General features: G+C 67.4%; 4 protein-coding genes. All 4 read left to right on the top strand.

What is annotated here, in order from left to right:
- Positions 1-42 precede the first annotated feature (42 nt).
- Positions 43-2,265, top strand: coding sequence for a tetratricopeptide repeat protein (locus DCN14_RS09740; RefSeq protein WP_096501196.1), 2,223 nt, complete (start codon positions 43-45; stop codon positions 2,263-2,265).
- A 42-nt stretch (positions 2,266-2,307) separates the two neighbouring features.
- The gene (locus DCN14_RS09735) at positions 2,308-4,551 is read left to right on the top strand and encodes a tetratricopeptide repeat protein (protein WP_096501194.1); all 2,244 of its coding nucleotides are present in this window, start codon (positions 2,308-2,310) and stop codon (positions 4,549-4,551) included.
- Positions 4,548-6,827, top strand: a complete 2,280-nt coding sequence (locus DCN14_RS09730; RefSeq protein WP_096501192.1) for a tetratricopeptide repeat protein — start codon at positions 4,548-4,550, stop codon at positions 6,825-6,827. Before DCN14_RS09735 ends, DCN14_RS09730 begins: the two co-directional genes overlap by 4 nt.
- A 172-nt stretch (positions 6,828-6,999) precedes the next feature.
- Positions 7,000-19,680: a filamentous haemagglutinin family protein gene (locus tag DCN14_RS09725; protein WP_172441875.1), complete on the top strand. Its 12,681-nt coding sequence runs from the start codon at positions 7,000-7,002 to the stop codon at positions 19,678-19,680.
- The last annotated feature ends 252 nt before the right edge of the window (positions 19,681-19,932 follow it).

Raw genomic sequence — 19,932 nt, 5'->3', positions numbered from 1 at the left:
GCCCGTTCAGCGGCGGCATCGGCAAACGGGAAGGGGGCGAACGTGACGGTCGAGCACCGGCATGATGCACACGCGGGCGCGTCGGGCAACGACGCGTCCGGGCCACGGCAATCGGGGGCGATCCTGAGCCGCGCACGGAACTGGCACGGCGCGGGTCGCTTCGACGACGCGGCGCGCGAATACCTCGCGGTGCTCGCGAAGGAACCGGACAATCCTCAGGCGCTGCACCTGTACGGCGTGCTGCAATTCCAGCGCGGTGCGGCCGACGACGCCGAGGCACTGCTGCGCCAGTCGATCGCGATCGAGCCCGGCACGCGCGCGCTGTCGGATCTCGGCGCGATCGCCGGCGAGCGCGGCCGCATCGACGAGGCGCTCGAGCATTTCGCCGCCGCGCTGCGCGCGACGCCCGACGACGTTCAGACGCTCGTGCGGCGCGGCAACACGCTGATCGGGCTGCGCCGCTACGACGACGCGCTGGCGTCGTTCGACCGCGCGCTCGCCGCGTCGCCGCTCGTGCTCGATGCGCTCTGCAATCGCGGCAGCGCGCTGCGTGCGCTCGGCCGCTTCGACGAAGCGCTCGATACCTACGATCGGGCGCTGATGGTCGACCCGCGCTCGTTCGAATCGTGGTTCAACCGCGGGCTCGTGCTGCGCGCGCTGCAGCGGCCGGCCGATGCGCTGCAGTGCTTCGACCGCGCGAACGCGATCCGGCCCGGCGTGGCCGCAATCATGGCCGAGCGCGGCCGCACGCTGATCGACCTCGACCGGCCGAGCGAGGCGCTCGCCGCGTTCAACGAAGCGATCGCGGCCGATCCCGCGCGGATCGACGTGCTCTACAACAGCGCGGTCGCGCTCGAACGGCTCGGCCGCGCCGACGAAGCGCTGGCCCGCTGCGAGCGCGTGCTGGCGCTCGATCCGGGCAACGTGCGCGCGCACGCGAGCCGCGGCAATGCGCTGCTGCAGCTCAAGCGCTACGACGACGCGCTGGCCGGCTATACGCGGGCACTGGAAATCGATCCGCACTCGGCGGAGACACTGTGCAATCGCGGGACCGCGTTGCGTTACCTGAAGCGGTACGACGAAGCGCTGGCCAGTTACGACGCCGCGCTCGCGCGCGACGCGCGGTTCGCCGAAGCATGGACCAACCGCAGCAGCGTGCTGCAGGATCTGCACCGCTACGACGACGCGATGGCGTCGCTCGATCGCGCGATCGCGCTGCGCCCCGAGCACGCGACGAACTGGCTCAACCGCGGCAACCTGCATTTCGAAACGGCGCGCACGGACGACGCGCTCGCCGCGTACGACCGCGCAATCGCGTTGCATCCCGACTACGCCGAAGCGCATTTCGCGCGCGCGTCGCTGTATCTGATCGAAGGCGATTTCGCGCGCGGCTGGCCCGAGTACGAATGGCGGCTGCGCGACGCGCAGCTCGCGCGGCACTACCGGCCGTTCACGCAGCCGGCGTGGCGCGGCGACACGCCGCTCGACGGCCGGACCGTGCTGATCCACGCGGAGCAGGGCTTCGGCGACACGCTGCAGTTCTGCCGCTACGTGCCGCTCGTGGCCGCCCGCGGCGCGCGCGTGGTGTTCGAGGTGCAGCCGCCGCTGCGCGCGCTGATGGCGTCGCTGCACGGCGCGGCCGACGTGATCGCGCGCGGCGCGCCGCTGCCGGCGTTCGACTGCCAGGCGCCGCTGCTGAGCCTGCCGCACGCGTTTCGCACCGACGAAGCGACGATTCCGCGGGCCGGCGCATATCTGCAAGCGGACCCGCAGCGCACGCGCGAGTGGGACGCGCTGCTCGGCGCGCGGCGCCGGCCGCGCATCGGCCTCGCGTGGGCCGGCAATCCGGAACACCGGAACGATCACAACCGGTCGATCGATTTCGCGTGCTTCGCGCCGCTGTTCGATCTCGACGTCGACTGGATCAGCCTGCAGAAGCCGGTGCGCGAACGCGACGTGGCGCGGCTCGCGCCGGCGCCGGTGCGGCGCGTCGACGACGAACTCGGCGACTTCGCCGATACGGCCGCGCTGATCGGCGCGCTGGATCTCGTGATCGCGGTCGATTCCGCGGTTGCCCATCTCGCGGGCGCGCTCGGCCGCCCGGTCTGGGTGCTGCTGCCCGATCCGGCGGAGTGGCGCTGGATGCGCACGCGCGACGACAGCCCGTGGTATCCGTCCGCGCGGCTGTTCCGCCAGGCGGCGCCCGGCAACTGGGCCGACACGATCGACGCGGTGCGCGCCGCGATCGAGCCGATGACACGTTAGACACGACACGCGCAACGAACCGTGACCAGTGGGGGCCACACGATGACACCAAACGGGGAAGGGACGACCTTCGCGAGCGCGCCGGTCGCGCCGGATCGCCGTCCGCCCGACGCCGCGCAGCTCGAACGGCTGCTCGTCCGTGCGCGCAAGGCGCATCACGAGGGCGCGCTGCAGCATGCGGAGAAGGCGTACGCCGAATTGCTCGCGCTCGATCCGGAGCATCCGGAAGCACTGCACCTGCTCGGCGCGGTGCGCTTCCAGCAGGGCCGGCTCGACGATGCCGAGCCGCTGATGCGGCGCTCGGTCGAACGCCAGCCGGTGCCGCTCGCGCTCGCGAACTACTCGGCCGTGCTCGCCGGGCTCGGGCGCGACCACGATGCGCTCGCGCGGCTCGACGAAGCGCTCGCGATCAATCCCGCGCATCAGCGTGCGCTGTTCCAGCGGGCCGGGCTGCTCGCGCAGCTCACGCGGCACGACGAGGCGCGCGCGGCCTACGACCGGCTGCTCGAACTGACGCCGGGCTTCGCCGACGGCTACGTGAAGCGCGGCGACATGCTGCGCGCGCTCGGCCGTCACGACGATGCGCTCGCCGATTGCGACCGCGCGATTTCGCTGGCCGGGCGTTCGTTCGACGCGATGCGCGGGCGTGGCCTCGCGCTGCGCGAACTCGGCCGCTTCCGCGATGCGGCGGACAGCTACGGGCACGCACTCGCGCAGACGCCGGGCAGTGCCGAAGTGCTGTTCCTGCGCGGCGTCGTGTACCTGGACCTGCACGAACCCGAACGCGCGCTCGCGGATTTCAACGCGGCGATCGCGGCGAGCCCGACCTTCGTCGATGCGATCTTCAACAGCTCGATCGCGCTCGAGCAGCTCGGCCGGCACGACGAGGCGCTCGTGCGTTGCGACCGCGTGCTCGCGATCGATCCGCGCCATGCACGGGCGCTGGCGAACCGAGGCAACGCGGCAAGCCACCTGGAGCGCTACCGCGAGGCGGCCGACAGCTACGCACGCGCACTCGACGCGGAACCGGCCAGCACCGGCGTGCTGTGCAACTACGCGAGCGCGCTGATGCGCATCGAGCGCCACGACGATGCGCGGGATCTGTGCGACCGCGCGCTCGCGCTCGACGGCGGCTATGTGCCGGCGTGGTTCACGCGCGGCCGCGTGCAGCTCGAGACGCACCGCTACGACGCGGCGCTCGACGATTTCGCGCGCGTGATCGCCGCGACGCCGCGCGACAAGCTCGCGCACTTCCACAAGGGCAACGCGCTGCGTGCGCTGCGGCGGCACGACGATGCGCGGCAGGCGTATGCGGATGCGATCGGGATCGATCCCGACTACGTGCTCGCGCACTGCATGCGCGCGTTCCTGTGCCTGTCGATCGGCGATTTCGAAGCGGGATGGGCCGAGTACGAATGGCGCTGGCGCGATACGCAGCTCGACGCGAGCCGGCGCACCTTCGCGCAGCCGCGCTGGACGCACGGGATGCCGCTCGACGGGCAGACGATCCTGCTGGTCGCGGAGCAGGGGCTCGGCGACACGCTGCAGTTCTGCCGCTACGTGCCGCTCGTGAAGGCGCTCGGCGCACGCGTCGTGCTCGAAGCGCCGGTCGAGCTGAAGACGTTGTTCGCGACGCTCGACGGCGTCGATACGCTCGTCGCGCGCGGCGAGCCGCTGCCGCCGTTCGACCTGCATTGCCCGCTGCTGAGTCTGCCGCTCGAGTTCCGCACCGACCTGACGTCGATTCCGGCGAGCGTGCCGTATCTCGCCGCCGATCCCGCCCGCATCGCGCGCTGGCGCGACCGGCTCGGCGCATCGGCGCGGCCGCGCATCGGCCTCGTGTGGTCGGGCAACCCGCTGCACCTGAACGACCGCAACCGTTCGATGACGCTCGCGGATCTGCTGCCGCTGTTCGACGACCGGTACGAGTGGATCAGCCTGCAGAAGGTGGTACGCGACGAGGATCGCCCGCTGCTCGAGGCGAGCGCGGTGCGCTTCGTCGGCGACGAGCTGGAGGATTTCGCGGACACGGCGGCGCTGACCGCGCTGATGGACGGCATCGTCAGCGTCGATACGTCGGTGGCGCACCTCGCCGGTGCGCTTGGCCGGCCGCTTGCGCTGATGATTCCGCATACGCCTGATTTCCGCTGGCTGCTCGAACGGGACGACAGCCCGTGGTATCCGTCCGCGCGGCTGTTCCGCCAGCCCGAAGGCGGGCAGTGGGCGCCGGTCGTCGAGCGGATCGCGGCCGACCTGCCGGCGTTCGTCGGCGGAGGCGCGCGATGAGTGCGCGCCACGACGCGGCGCCGATCGCGGGTGCCGCGCTCGGTGCTGCTGCCGCGCCGCTGCGCGCGGTGCTCGACGGTGCGCTGCGCAATGCGCGCGCGCGGCTCGAGCAGCGCGACTTCGTCGGCGCCGGGCGGCTCTACGAGGGCGTGCTGACGATGGCGCCCGACAACGTCGAGGCGCTGCACCTGCTCGGCCTCGTGCATCTGCGGCTCGGCGACCCCGTGCGCGCGGAGCCGCTGATCGCGCGGTCGATGGCGTTCGGGCTGAACCAGCCGTGGAATCTCGCGAACCATGCGGCGGCGTTGACCGGCGTCGGCCGCCATCGCGACGCGATCGCCGTGGCCGATCGCGCGCTCGCGGTCGATCCGGAGCATGCGCCGTCGCATGCCGCGCGCGGCGACGCGTGGCTCGCGCTCGATCAATACGACGCGGCGCTCGCGGCCTACGACCGTGCGCTCGTGCGCGAACCGGCGCATGCGGCCGCGTGGTGCAAGCGCGGCGAGACGCTGCGGCGGCTCGAACGGCCCGCCGACGCGCTGATCAGCGTCGAACGCGCGTTGCGGATCGATACGAGCGATGCGGCCGCGAACCTCGAGCGCGGCCATGCGCTGCGTGCGCTCGGCCATCGCGAGCAGGCGCTGCACAGCTATCAGCTTGCGATGGTCGTGCGCGGCAAGACGCCCGAGCTTGTCTACGCCTGCGGCGTGACGATGACCGAACTCGGCCGCCCGGCCGACGCGCTCGCGTGTCTCGACGAAGGGCTCGCGCGGCTGCCGAACGACGAACAGCTGCTTTACGCGAGCTGCGTCGCGCTCGATCTGCTGCATGCGCGCGACGAACTGCTGAGGCGCTGCGACCGGCTGCTCGCGCTGAATCGCGGCAACGTCGCCGCGTGGGTCGGGCGCGGCAACGCGCTGCTCGGGCTCGAACGTCACGAGGAGGCCGCGCACGCGTACCGCGAAGCGCTGGCGCGCAAGCCCGACGACATCGACGCGCGGAGAAACAGCGCGGCCGCGCTGCGCGCGCTGGGCCGCTACGACGAAGCGCTCGCCGATTACGACGCGGCGCTCGCGCTGACGGGGCCGCATGCGGAGCTGCATTACAACCGCGCGCTGGCGCTGCAGCAACTGCAGCGTTACGACGACGCGCTCGCGAGCCACGCGGCCGCTGCCGCCGCACCCGCGAAAGTGGCGCAGGCGCGGTTCACGCGGGCGGTCGCGCGCCAGCATCTCGGCGACTACGACGCGGCGCTGGCGGATTTCGCCGAGGCGTGCCGGCTCGATCCGCATCATGGCGCCGCGCGCCGTTCGGAAGCGTTCTGCCGGCTGTTGATGGGCGATTTCGACGCGGGCTGGCGGCAGCACGAGGCGCGCTGGGATGCGGCCGACTCGATGCTGCACCGGCGTCATGCGGACCGGCCGCGGTGGACTGGCGACGAGCCGCTCGCGGGGCGCACGCTGCTGTTGCACGCGGAACAGGGCTACGGCGACACGCTGCAGTTCTGCCGCTACGCGAGCCTCGCGCACGACCGCGGCGCGACCGTGATCGTCGAGGCGCCGGCCGCGCTCGGCGAACTGCTCGGCACGCTGCGCGGCGTGAGCCGGATCGTCACCGAGGGCCAGCCGACGCCGGCGTTCGATCTGCAGTGTCCGCTGATGAGCTTGCCGCATGCGTTCCGCACGACGCTCGACACGGTACCGGCCGACGTGCCCTACCTGCGCGCCGATGCGCGGCGGCGCGATGCGTGGGTGCGGCGCCTCGATGAGATTTCGCCGCCGGGCCGGCTGCGGGTCGGGCTCGCGTGGTCCGGCAATCCGCGTCACGCGAACGACGAGAACCGCTCGATGCCGTTCGCCGCGCTCGCGCCGCTGGTCGGGCCCGGGGCGCCCGATACGACGTTCGTGAGCCTGCAGCCGCAGGTGCGGGCGCGCGATGCGGAAGCATTCGCCGCAAGCGGCGTGCTGTCGTTTGCCGATGCGCTGACGGATTTTGCCGAGACGGCCGCGCTCGTCGACACGCTGGATCTCGTGATCAGCGTCGACACGTCGGTCGCGCACCTGGCCGGTGCGCTCGGGCGGCCCGTATGGGTGCTGCTGCCGCGCGTGCCGGACTGGCGCTGGCTGCTCGAGCGCGACGACTGTCCGTGGTATCCGGCCGCGCGGCTGTTCCGGCAGGCGCGGCCGGGCGACTGGCCGGCGGTGGCCGGCCGGGTGGCCGACGCGCTGCGCGCGATGGCGCGCGCGGGTCGAACCGGCGTGACCGGCCTTCCATGACAAAAGCTACGGACCTTTTCGCGGCGGCCGGAATGGTCCGTAACAGTCGCCATGTCGCTGCCATTCGCGCTTCGTATGGTTTCTGGATTCCAGCGGCCTGTTTCAGGCGCAACGACATGCACGGTGCCGGATCGGCGCCGCGCGCAATTTCCTAGCATTCGGGGTGGAAAGAATGGCAGCACGCGCACGTACGGATCGGCAACCTCCTCGCGCCACGGCCTCGCGGTCGGTCCTGAAGTCGGAGCTGAGCCCGCTCTACCGGGCGGTTGTGCTGATGCTCGCGGCGGGCGTGTCCGCGCATGCGCACGCGGCGGGCATCATGAACCTCGGCCACGTGGCCGCGAGCCCGTCGGGTGGCGGCGCGGGCGGTGCCGGCGGCATGCCGGGCGTGGCGAATCTCGGCGTGTCGCCGCAGCAGGCGCTGCAGGCGAGCCAGCCGTCGATCCGTAACCTCGGGAATGCGGCGCATGCGATCGCCGCGCAGATCGCGGCGCAGCAGAATGCGGCCGCCGCGGCGGTGAAGCTGCCGTCGACGGTGCCGAACGGGCTGGCGCCGGGCGGGTTGCAGGTGGCGAACGGCGCGTCGGGCGATACGAATAATCCGGTGCTGTGGTTCAACGCGAATGCGCCGCAGCAGAGCGTGGATGCGAGCGGGCACGTGAACGTCGACGTCAAGCAGACCGGGCAGAACGCGGTGCTGACGTGGGAGACGATGAACGTCGGGCGGCAGACGACGCTGAACTTCGACCAGTCGGGCGGCACGCAGACGAATGGGGCGAACAACTGGGCCGTGCTGAACCGGATCAACGATCCGAGCGGCAGGCCGAGTCAGGTTCTGGGGAACATTACCGCGCAAGGGGCGGTGTATGTGATCAACCGGAACGGGGTGCTGTTCGGGGCAGGGTCGCAGGTGAACGTGCATTCGCTGGTGGCGTCGTCGCTGAACCTGCTGGACATGAAGAACCAGATCGTACCGACGCCCGACGGCATCGTGGCGAGCAACCAGCAGTTCCTGAGCCTGCCTGCCGGCACGACCGGCGGGCTCGCGTATCCGGAGTCGGGGAATTCGACCGGCGTGGCGGGGTCGTCGAGCCGCCCCAACGAGATACTGGGGCTCGGCAATGTCGCGAAGACGAACGGGAGCTATCAGGCGCCGGGCGACATCACGATCGAACAGGGTGCGTCGATTGCGACGCATACGAACGGCACGGTCAGCGACGGCGGATTCGTGCTCGTTGCCGCACCGAACGTGACGAACGGCGGCAGCATCACGGCAACCGACGGTCAGGTCGTGCTGGCGGCGGGCGTCGGTGTGAGCCTGCGGCCGAACGGTATCTCGAAAGGCAATCCGCAAGTGCTGCTGCCGGAGCTCAGCGGCCAGATCGTCACGACGCAGAACGGTACGACGGTCGATCTTACGCCTGTAGGTACGTTGACGAATACGGGCATCGTACAAGCCTCGCGCGGCAGCGTGAACCTGCTCGGCAGCCGCGTCGCGCAGGATGGCGTGGTCGGCGTGACGACGAGCGTCAACACGCCGGGCCGGATCACGATCTCGACGGTCGACGAATACGCGTCGAACGATCCGCTCGGTAACGCGTATCCGGGGATGCCGCTTGCAACGACCGGGGCTAGCGGCAATGCCGACGAAACCGGGCGAGCGGGCCTGCTCACGTTCGGTCCGGGCTCCGTGACGACCGTGTTGCCGGACAACAACGGGCAGACGGCGACATCGACGCCAGGTACGGCGTTTACACCGGGCGGCATCGCGATGACGGCTGGTGCGGTGTGGCTCCAGGGTGGTTCGCTGATCGAGGCGCCGGGTTCGAACGTGTCGGTGACGGCGCTTTCGCCTTCGGTGACGGCCTATACGCCTGACGTCAAGCAGAGCGCGGCGCCCGGTCGCATTTATCAGGATGCGGGATCGACGATCGACGTGTCCGGGCTTGCGAACGTCGAAATTCCGATCGCGCAGACGCTCGTGACGGTCGACCGGATCGGCCAGAACGAACTGTCCGATTCGCCGCTGCTGCGTGACAGCTTTCTCGCGGGGCTGAAGAACGTCGTCGTGGACAGCACGCTGACCGGTACGCGCAGCGATGGCGTGTCATGGGTCGGCAGCCCGATCCTGAATCTGTCAGGCTATGTGAACCTGATTCCCCGCACCGTCGATCAGCTGTTGACCAACGGCGGAACGATCACGCTGTCGGGTAACGAGGTGATGACTGCGCGCGGTTCGTCACTGAACCTGAACGGCGGGTACGTGCATGTCGACGGCGGGATTGTCAATACGACGCGGCTCGTCGACGCGAATGGCGCGATCGTGCCGATCGGGCAGGCGAGCCCGTACGAGACCTACGTCGGCATTGCCGGTGAGTTCGTCGAAAACCATCCGCGCTGGGGCGTGACGAAGACGTGGTACAACCCGATGCTGACGGGCGGCACGTATCAGGGCGACGCTATCGTCGGCGGCAACGCAGGCACGCTCGACCTGTTCGCGACCTCGGCGCTCGTGCTCGATGGCGACATCAGCGCGCAGTCGTTCGGCGGTGCGAAGCAGATGCAGGGCAACAGCCTGCCGTCGGGCGGGACGTTCAATCTCGGTGCAGATACGAAGCTCACCAACGGCACGCTTGCCGGCCTGACGTGGAACTCGCGTGTGGCGACGCCGACCGGGGTCACCGGGCTGACGATTCTGCAGGGCCAGGCGACGCAGCTCGACGAGGTCGCGCCGGGTTTCTCGAGCAACACGCCGATCGACGAGGCAGCGCTGCAGGATGTCGCCGCGACCGATCCGCACAACGTGCTGACCACGATGGTGGTGCCGGTGGATGCACTGAACGCCGCCGGCTTCTCGAACGTGAACGTGACGCAGGATAAGCGCGCCGGGAAGGGGATCGTCGTCGCGCAGGATACTCACCTTGACGTGCAACCGGGCGGGTCCATTGCGCTCAACAGCGCGACTGGCGGCGCGGACGTCAACGTGCTCGGCAGTTTGTCTGCGCCGGGCGGCTCGATTTCCATTGCGAGCGGCGGCAATATCCTCGTCGGTCCGCAAGCGGTGCTCGGTGTGGCGGGTCAATGGGTCAACAACGACGTGCAGGCGGCGCCGGGTACGACGCCGGGTAATACCCAGTTCATCAATGGCGGCACGATTTCGCTGTCGACCACCGAGCAGTCTGTCGGACATGCGGGCGGTAGCTTTGCGGACATCTCGGGATCGATTCTGCTGCGTCCCGGCAGCGTGCTTGACGTATCGAGCGGCGGCGAACTGCAGTGGAATGGTCAACTGCTGATGCAGAACGGCACGCCGGTGGGACGTGGCGGCAACGTGTCGTTGCAGACTTATGTCGCGCCTAAAGAAAGACAGTTCGGCCACATTGGCGATGGTGGTCCGGACATACCGACCACGCAGCCTGCAAACGGCACGATCGAGCTTGGCGGCACGATCCTCAGTGACGGATTCTCGGGCGGTGGCACGCTGACGTTGCAAGCGCTCGGTTTCCAGATCGGCGGCGATCGGAAGACCGCGGCGCCATGGGACGTCTATTTGCCGGAGAACTTCTTTGCACAGCAAGGTTTCGGCAAGTATGTCCTGAATGCCTACTACGACGCGATCGTCGCGCCCGGTGCTACGGTCGCGCTGACGCAGCGCAATCTGATTCCGGACGTACTTGCGCTGCAGCAGGCGACCACGGGCGCCAATCTGTCGACGGCGGGGCTGACGGCATCAGGCCGTCTCGACGACTACCACCGGCAGCCGACGAGTCTTGTGCTGACAGGCGGCAACTATGTGTCATGGCTGGCGGCGGGGGATACGATACCGTCGTATCCGGGCGTGACCGGCGCGGTTGTGTTGTCGTCGGGCGCATCCATTCGTACGGATGCCGGTGCGAGCGTCGGCTTGGGTTCGCCTACGCAGGTGACGGTGCTCGGCTCGATCGTCGCGCCGGGTGGGGCGATCGTGCTCAGTGCGGATTCGGGCGGTACGTTCGGGCAGATGGGCCAGTACGGCATATTCGCGCCGAGCGACAGCCGATCGGTCTGGCTCGGCGCGGACGCGACGCTCGATGTGTCGGGCACCGCGCTCGCGAATCCGCTCGCTGCGCCGGTCAAGATCGGGACGGCGACTGTCGTGCCGAACACCGGCAAGGTCCTGTCGGGCGGTTCGGTCACGCTGTCGAGCGATGCGGGCTACGTGGTTGCGCAGCCCGGGTCGCGGATCGATGTATCCGGTGCGTCGGCGAACTTCGATCAATTGCAGGCGAACGGCGCTTATGCATCGCAGCCGGTCTGGAGCGATGCCGGCTCGATCACGCTGTCCGCCGCGTACGGACTCTTTGCCGATGCGACGCTCGCGGCGCATGCGGGCGCGCCGCAGGCGCGCGGCGGCACGCTGGCGATCCTGCCGCATCAGAATAATGCCGCCGCCGGCGCGACCGCGCTGGTCGTCCGGCAAAGTGGCGAACTGACGCCGGCGGGTCTCGAGGCCGGCCAAAGTTTCGCAACGGCGATCGACACGACGACCGGCTTGCCGATCGGTCAACCGACCGGCGTGATTCAGTTCTCGGCAGACCGCCTTGACGGATCGGGGATCGCGAATCTCGTGCTCGGCGACGCGACACCCTTGACGGCAGCCATGGAAGTGCCGCCGATTGCGTTCGCGGGCGATGTCAAACTGGCGCTGCCCGAATCGGTGACGTTAAATACCGGGCGCGTCGCAGCGCTTGGCATGGATCAATTGACGACGCTGCTGTCGAAGCCTGCATCGCAATCGGACGGCAGCACGAACCCGACCTCGGTTCTCCAGGCGTTGCTCGCCGAGCCGCCGCAACTGCCGTCCGGGACGACGATCGAGATCGCTGCACCGTATGTCGCGCTGGTCGGACCGACCCTGACGTCGCAATCGCCGGCATTTGCGCCAGTCATGACCGTGTCCGATGCGACGTTGAACGTGAACGCATCGTTCATCGATCTGCACAATCAGTTCCAGCTGAACAATATCGGACAGGCAAATTTCGTCAGTTCGGGCGACATTCGCCTGAGTTCGAACAATGTGAATGCAGCGGGAACGGCTCAGATGCCCGGCGTGCTCTATACACCCGGCAACGTGTCGTTCAAGGCTGCGGACCTGTATCCGGCCACGGGCAGCACGTTCATTGTCGATGCCGTCGGACCGAACGATCAGGCGACGGGAAAGCCGACGCCGACGACGGTCGCATTTGCGTCGAATGGCGCATCGGGCACGCCGCTGTCCGCGGGCGGCACGCTGCTGGTCGACGCAACCGACATCGTTCAGGGCGGCACGGTGCGTGCACCCTCGGGCACGATCATGTTCGGCGTCGGCGATCCGTCGAACGCATCGACCCAGGCACAATTCGCCGGCCTGCCGCTCGTGGCAACCGATTCGGTCGTGTTCGCGAACGGCAGCACGACATCGGTATCGAACGGCAATCTCGTGATCCCGTATGGCACGACGGTCGATGGCGTCGAGTGGCAGTTCAATCCGGCTACGGTCGTGACGATGCCGGATCTGACCGCTCCACCCGCGAAGTACATCGGCGTCAACGGCAACCGTGTGGCGCTCGACACGGGCGCGAAGATCGATCTGTCCGGCGGCGGCGACCTGCAGGCGGTCGAGTGGGTGCCGGGCACGGGGGGGACGCGCGACGTGCTGTCGCAATACAACGTCAGCTATGCGAACAACCCTGCCGGTGCAACCGTGCCGGTCAATCCGGGCGCAACGAACGTTTATGCGATCGTGCCGGGAACGCAGTCGCCGGTGGCCGCCTACGATCCGGTGTTCGCGCAATCCATGCAGCCTTCGGCGGACGGCACGACCGTCAGCACGACGATGACGCTTGGCGTCGGCCAGGCCGGCCTGAAAGATCCGGTCGGCAAGGCCGTCTACCTTTCCGGGGTGCCCGGACTAGCGGCAGGCTATTACACGCTGCTCCCGGGCAAGTACGCAACGCTGCCGGGCTCGTATCGCGTGACGCTCGCGAACGTGCCGGGTGGTGTCGTGCCGGGGGCGAGCCAGGTGTTGCCGGACGGCACCGTGACGACGGCCGGTTATTTCGCCGATGCGCTGACGGGCGGCCGCGGCGCGACGCCGACGCTGTTCAGCGTGCAGTCGGGGCCGGTGTGGCAGCAGTACTCGCAGTACACGCTGAAGGGCGCCAACGCCTTCTTTGCCGAGCAGGCGGCGAAGCAAGGCAACGTGACGCCTCCTTTGCCGGTGGACGGTGGCCAGCTCGTACTGGCTGCGACCAGGGCACTGACGCTCGGTGCCACGCTGAATACGGCTGCCGGAACCGGGGGCGCACCCGCCGAAGTCGACATTGCCTCCCAGGACATTCAGATCACCGGCGATGGCGGCGCCGCGTTGTCGGGCTATCTGCAGGTCGGCAGCGATGCGCTCGATTCGCTGAATGCGGGCAGCCTGTTGATCGGCGGTACGCGGACGGCGACGACAAACGGCGTGGCAATCACGCCGATCGCGAACAGCGTGATCGTGTCGAACGACGGCAACACCGCGCTCAAGGGCCCGGAAATCCTGCTCGTCACGAAGACCGACGCGAGCGGCACGGATCCGAATGCCGCGAACGGCCTGCGCATCGATGCAGGCGCGTCGATCGCGGCCGCCGGCGACTATCCGGCGGCGAAGGACCAGCCGATCACGATCGCGGGCGATGGTGCGCTGCTGCGCGTGTCGAATGGCGCGATGGCGCCGCTCACCCGTACGGGATCGACCGGTAGCGGTCTGCTGACAGTTGGCGCGGGCGCAACGCTCGCGGGCGGGCAGGCGCTGACGCTCGATTCGTCGGGAAACCTGAAGGTCGATCCGAGCGCCGTCCTGTCTGCGACGGCGATGACGGCAGACGGTTCGGCGATTACGTTTACCGGCGCGAACGGTGCGGCGGCTGCCGCGCTGCCGGGTTTCGTGATCGATCCGGCCGGGCTTGCGCAATTCGGCAACGCGCAACAAGTGACGCTGCGCAGCTATGGTGCGATCGGTTTTGTCGGCGACGTGAATGCGACCTTCGGCAACAGCGTGAACCTGAGCGCGGGGACCTTCACAAGCGACGGCGGCAACGTGACGCTCAATGCGCAGCAGATCGCGTTCACGAATGAAACGGGCGCGCAGAACGGTACGGCTGCCTCCGGCAGCGGCACGCTGACGGTCAACGCCAAGGAAATCGACTTTGGCTCGGGAACGAAGACGACGAGCGGTTTCGGCTCCGCGAGCATGGTCGCGACGGGCGGTATCGTCGGGCAGGGAACCGGCACGTTCGACTTCGGCGCACTGCCGGTCGTGCTGAATGCGCCGGTCTATCTCGCCGATACGAGTTCGGCGTCGACCGTGAAGACGACCGGGGCGCTGACGTTGAACGGCGCGTCGGGCACCGCGTTGGCCAGGACACCGGTAGGCGGAGCATGGCACTTCATCGGCGGGACGATCGCCGACAACGGCGCGACGATCGCGGCCCCCGCGGGGAACGTGAGCCTCGAGGCGACAAGCGGCAATCTGACGGTCGGTGGCGGCTCGACGGTGAGCGCAGCCGGCGTGTCGAAGCAGTTCTTCGACGTCGTGCAGTACGCGCCGGCCGGTGCGATCACGTTGACGGCCGACTCCGGCACGGTCGACGTGCAGGCAGGCTCGGTACTCGATTTCTCGGGGGCGGAGGGCGGCGGCGCGGCGGGCAGCCTGACGCTGTCGGCGCCGGAGCAGGTCGTGAACCTGAACGGGACGATCAAGGGCAGCGCGGCGAGTGGTTTCGCGGGTGGGTCGCTGTCGCTCGATACGGGGGGCATTGCCGATCTCGACGCCCTTGCGAAAACGCTCGCATCGAGTGGCGTGAACCAGACCATCGCGGTCCATACCCGATCGGGCAATCTCGCGCTGTCGGCCGGTAACACGCTCACCGCGCATGCGGTGTCGCTGACGGCGGACGGGGGCGCGGGCAATGCGTCGGACACTGCAAACGGCAATGTCGATGTGTCGGGCACGATCGACGCGTCGGGCAGGGCCGGCGGGACGATTGCGCTGTACGGGCACAGCGGCGTCGACGTCGAAGGCACGCTGCTCGCGCGCGGCTCGGATTCGAACCAGCGCGGCGGCAGGGTCGACATCGGCACGAGCGGCGTATTCGATCCGGGCGTGGCCGATCCGTACAACGCGACCTACGGCTACGAGAACATCGATCCGTCGCGCGCCGGGCTGATCCGGGTCGGCGCGAATGCGCTGATCGACGTATCGGGGGGAACGGCGGGCGGGCTGTCGGGCGGCACGGTGAATTTCCGCGCGCCGCTGTTGTCGGACGGCACCGTGAACGTGTCGTTGCCGTCTTCGGGATTTGCCGCGGGCAAGGGCATTGCGGGTTCACGCGCGACGACGCTCGAGGCGTATGCGACGTGGCGTACCACGGATGCGACGACGGGCGCGAAGCATTTCGACGGCATCGTCGACCCGGCTGGCTGGTACGATGCCGGCGGTCACTTGCTGGCCGGCATCTTTACCGCGCAGAGCACGTCCAGCTCGCCGACGACCTTTACGTTCACGCCGGACGGAAGCGGCGGCGGCACCGTGACGAACGATGCGACGGGAGCGACGGCGGCGGTGACGCAGGCGCAGCTACAGGACGGAAACAGCGCGATCGGTTTCGGCGGGCTGCAGAGCATGTTCTTCGCACCGGTGTCGAATGGTTCGAACCAGGATCACCAGACGTTCTACGGATACCAGGACGGCAACGCGACGACGGCCGTGCCCGGCACGTTGATGGGTTTCGTGCAGCATGGGCTGGACGCGTTGAAGAATCCGTTCGACGGCACGGGAATCGCGAACGCGCGCATCGTGCCGGGCATCGAGCTGGACAATCCGAGCCCGTCGATCAACGGCGGCAACATCGGGATACTGACGAACTGGAACCTCGGGGCGGGGACGTCGGCAACGAATCAGGCGTTCCGGTTCAATGGGCAGGCGCCGGTCGTGACGCTGCGGGCCGAGAACGACGTCGATGTCAGGGCGAGCCTGTCGGATGGATTTTTCCAGATCGACAACCCGATCGGGAGCAGTATCGTTGCGCCGAAGCCGACGCCATCGACGTACAGCGCCACGAACTACACATGGTCGGCGATGCCGTTCGGTCCGTTCGGCTACGTTCTGTCGAACTACGATTATCTGGGATTGTACGCACCGCACAACTGGACGACGGGGAATAGCGACGAAATCGCCCAGTACTACGGCATGTACAACGAGTATGCGCAGTATTTGACGTCCAAGCTGTCCGACGGCTCGTGGGCCTTCATGTATGCCGATACCCGGCATCAGAACGCTCCGACCGTGGCGGGGCAGCCCGAGCTGGCGCTCCAGGCGCCGACGGCCGCTCAGGAAGCCGCCGATCCGACGTGGTACCCGCGCTATCTCGCGCAGTACCAGTCCTACGTCAAGGATTTGATCAAGTGGCAGGCCGCCAATCCCGGCGTGACCCCGCATGTCGATCAAGTGCAGGCGCCGCCGACGGCGCTGGTTCCGGTCATCGCCGGAGATATCACGATTCAGCCGCCGCAAACCGACAACACGCCGGCGCCGGTTGCCGTCGCGGCGAATGCGTTGCCCCTGCTTTCCGCGAGCTTGAACGCCGGGAGCGGCTCGTCGTACCGCCTGGTCGCCGGCGCCGATCTGTCGAGTACCGATCCGCTCGCATTGAAGCCGGTCGGCGGATTCTCGTCGGCGGCAGGCGGCAACGTGATGCTTGACGGACACTTCGAGTACGACAACTCGACCAACCCGAACATTGGCAATCCGAACAACCGTGCCGTGGTCGTGCCGACGATGATTCGAACGGGCACGGGATCGATCGATGTCGCGGCTGCGAACGACGTCTCGCTGTTCGATCCGGCCGCCGCGCGAGAGTCCGGCGCGACCATTATTCCCGGCGTGATCTATACGGCCGGGACACCGTCCCCGAATGCGCCTGCCGCACCGGCGGGGTCGACCACGGTCGTGCAGGGTAACAGAACCCCGACGACCAACATTCTTGTGACGTCGGCGGTTAATCCCGAAGCCGCCGGCGATATCTCGATTCGTGCCCAGGGCGATATCACCGGTCTCGAGAACGTCGTCGACACGACGGGCACGATTTCCGGACAGGCAGGCGCACCGATCGGGCAGTTCTGGTGGCAGTGGATGCAGGTGACGGGGAAGCCGACGATTGCCTCCGGCAGTAGCGGCGATGTCCCGCTCGATCGCATTTCAATAAACTTTGGTGCATTCGATCAGGGCGTGATGAGTGTGGGCGGCAACGTCGCGATCAGCGCAGGTGGAAATATTGCCGATCTTGGTGTGTCGTTGCCGACCACGTGGTTCAAGGACGCTACCGGCACGCCGGTCACGGTCGGCGGCGGCAACCTGACGGTGCGGGCGGGAGGCGATATTCTCAGCGGGAACTATTTCGTCGCGAAGGGGACAGGGTCGATCGTTGCAGGGGGGCGTATCGGTTCGGACATCGTCGTGCAGCCGTGGTTGCCGGGACAGTCTCCGATGTCGCTTTCGACCTTGCTGGCGACGCAGGATGGCGTGCTCGATGTCAGTGCGCGTCAAGGGGCGGATATCGGCGGCGTATTCGATCCATCGTACGTCCAGGGCGACATGCTGCAGATCAATTACAGCCAGCATGCGGATTCGCAGGCCTATTCGGCGAATTCCGCCGTGAATGTCCAAACCACGACGGGGGACGTCTTGTTCGGCTCGTTACCGGCGAAAAAGATCATTGGTGGGGCGGACATCGATTCGAATACGACGAACGACTTGTCGTATGTTCTGCCGGCCACGGTGAATGTAACCGCGTTTTCTGGCGGTATTGACGTTTTGTCGAGCAGTGCGCTTTTCCCTTCACCGTCAGGCAATTTGAATCTCATCGCAGATCAGTCGATCAATTTCTCGAATCTCTACGGGAGCGTGCCGGGCCGAGTAGGATTCGGCATGCTTGATACGGATCCCTCCTCCATGCCATCCGCGGCGAATCCGTCGGCTGTGGTGCCCGGGCTTGCCGATTTGACAGCCGCGGCTCATGCCGTCAGCGCATTGCATGCCGACGACCCGGTCCCCGCGCACATCTATAGTCTGAACGGCGACATCGTCAACGGCACACTGCCGCTGCAGTCTGGCGGCGTGAGTGCGGGGTTCTACGACAAGCTCATGCAGCTCGTAATCGACAAGCCGGCGATGATCCAGGCGGGGCAGGACATCGTGAACTTGTCGTTCCAGGGACAGAATCTGCGCAAATCGGATGTCACCCGCATCGTGGCGGGACGCGACATCTACGATACGCCGTTGGTTTACGGCTCGGCCGTGGTGCCTGCGTTGACGCTGGGCGGGCCGGGGTACTTCGATATCGAGGCCGGCCGAAATATCGGTCCGCTGACTAGCCAGTCCGAGGCCTACGCGGCATTGAGCAGTACGTATCCAAAGACCGGATTGTTGACGGGCGTTAATGCGACCGGAAATGCATTGAACCCGAACCTGCCACACGACAGCGCGGACGTAAATATCCTGTTCGGCGTCAGTCCGGGAGTCGATACCGGTACGTTTATCTCGAAGTACATTGATCCGGCCGGGTCGATCGCGGGTGTGCCGAGCACGGCGTCCGATCTCATTGCCTTCGTACAGCAGTACGAAGCAGGCAGCGTGGTAGATACGGGACTAGTCAAGGACCAACGTGCGATCGAACCGCTGGATGCGACACAGGCATGGTCGAAATTCAAGAACCTGCCTTCGTACGTTCAGCAGATCTTTGCGGAACAGGTGTTGTTCAACGTGCTGACTCGGGTCGGCGAAGATTACAACAATGCCGCGAGTCCCTATTTCCAGAAGTACGCGCGCGGCTACGAGGCGATCAATACATTGTTCCCTGCGTCGTTCGGCTATACGGCGAACAATCTCGGGGGCGGTGGAAATGGTACGAACGGTTCGATCGATACGGGTGATCTCGATATCCGGAACACGACGATCCAGACGCAACAAGGCGGAAATATCTCGATTCTGGGCCCGGGCGGACAGGCGCTGGTCGGCAGCGCGTCGGCACCGCCACAGATTACGGATACACGCGGCAACGTGATCGTGGGTCCCGGCGCAATGGGCATCCTGACACTCGAGAAGGGGGACGTGAATATTTTCACGGATCGCAGCGTGTTGCTTGCGCAAAGCCGGATCTTCACCGAGCAGGGCGGCGACATGACGATCTGGAGCTCGAACGGCGATATCAACGCCGGCAAGGGGGCGAAATCGTCGGCCGATACCCCGGCACCTCAGTATGTTTGTGATCCGAACCACTACTGTACGGTCGATGCGCGCGGGCAAGTCACGGGTGCAGGTATTGCGACGCTGCAGAGCGTGCCAGGCATTCCGTTGGGCACGATCAACCTGATCGCGCCTCGCGGCACCGTCGATGCCGGCGATGCAGGTATCCGCGCCGGCAACCTCAACGTCGCGGCGCTGCGCGTGGTGAACGCGGACAACATACAGGTGACGGGCAAGGCGTCGGGCATTCCGTTGGTGCAAGCGGTGAATACCGGTGCATTGACGGCTGCGAGCGCGGCTGCATCGGCCGCGACCCAAGTCGCGCAGGATATCGCGAAGAACAACGCGTCCGGAGGGGCCGTACGACGCTGGACGATTTCGGTGCAGGTCGAGGGTTTTGGCGATGCAGGCGGTGACGGGTCAAAGAAACACCGGCAGCAGGTTGGCTATGACCCGTCGAGTTCCGTGTCGATTATCGGCTTTGGACAAGCGGGGGCCACGCAACGTGCTGCGTTGACGGAGGGGGAGCGTGCGAGGCTTGGCAAGATCTGATCCGCGTGAATCGCAGTGCCAGGTAGGGGGCCAGTGCCCTACGCGGCATTTACGCATGCTGGCTCGATGTGAGCCGCATGCCGAAAGCGGATCGCGAAGGGTCGCGGTTGCATGACGCACGCGCCCGAATGGCGGCAAAAGGAACTGCGTCCCTGACGCTGGGGCGCAGCCGCTTGAGCGTCGAAAACCTGGCTATCGATTGCTTGCCGGCCTGAATTGCTACCCGTAGACGTCTCGCGGGGCTGGCTGCCA

Origin of the sequence: Burkholderia sp. IDO3 (assembly GCF_003366075.1) — a bacterium.
In the GTDB taxonomy this organism is placed as follows: domain Bacteria; phylum Pseudomonadota; class Gammaproteobacteria; order Burkholderiales; family Burkholderiaceae; genus Burkholderia; species Burkholderia anthina.
The sequence above is the reverse complement of the archived record's forward strand: the minus strand, read 5'-3'. Positions and strand labels throughout refer to the sequence as shown.

What these genes read in the sequence shown, in the direction of transcription:
- DCN14_RS09725 (WP_172441875.1), top strand. Translation starts at nt 7,000, where the DNA reads ATGGCAGCACGCGCACGTACGGATCGGCAACCTCCTCGCGCCACGGCC.
- DCN14_RS09730 (WP_096501192.1), top strand. Translation starts at nt 4,548, where the DNA reads ATGAGTGCGCGCCACGACGCGGCGCCGATCGCGGGTGCCGCGCTCGGT.
- DCN14_RS09735 (WP_096501194.1), top strand. Translation starts at nt 2,308, where the DNA reads ATGACACCAAACGGGGAAGGGACGACCTTCGCGAGCGCGCCGGTCGCG.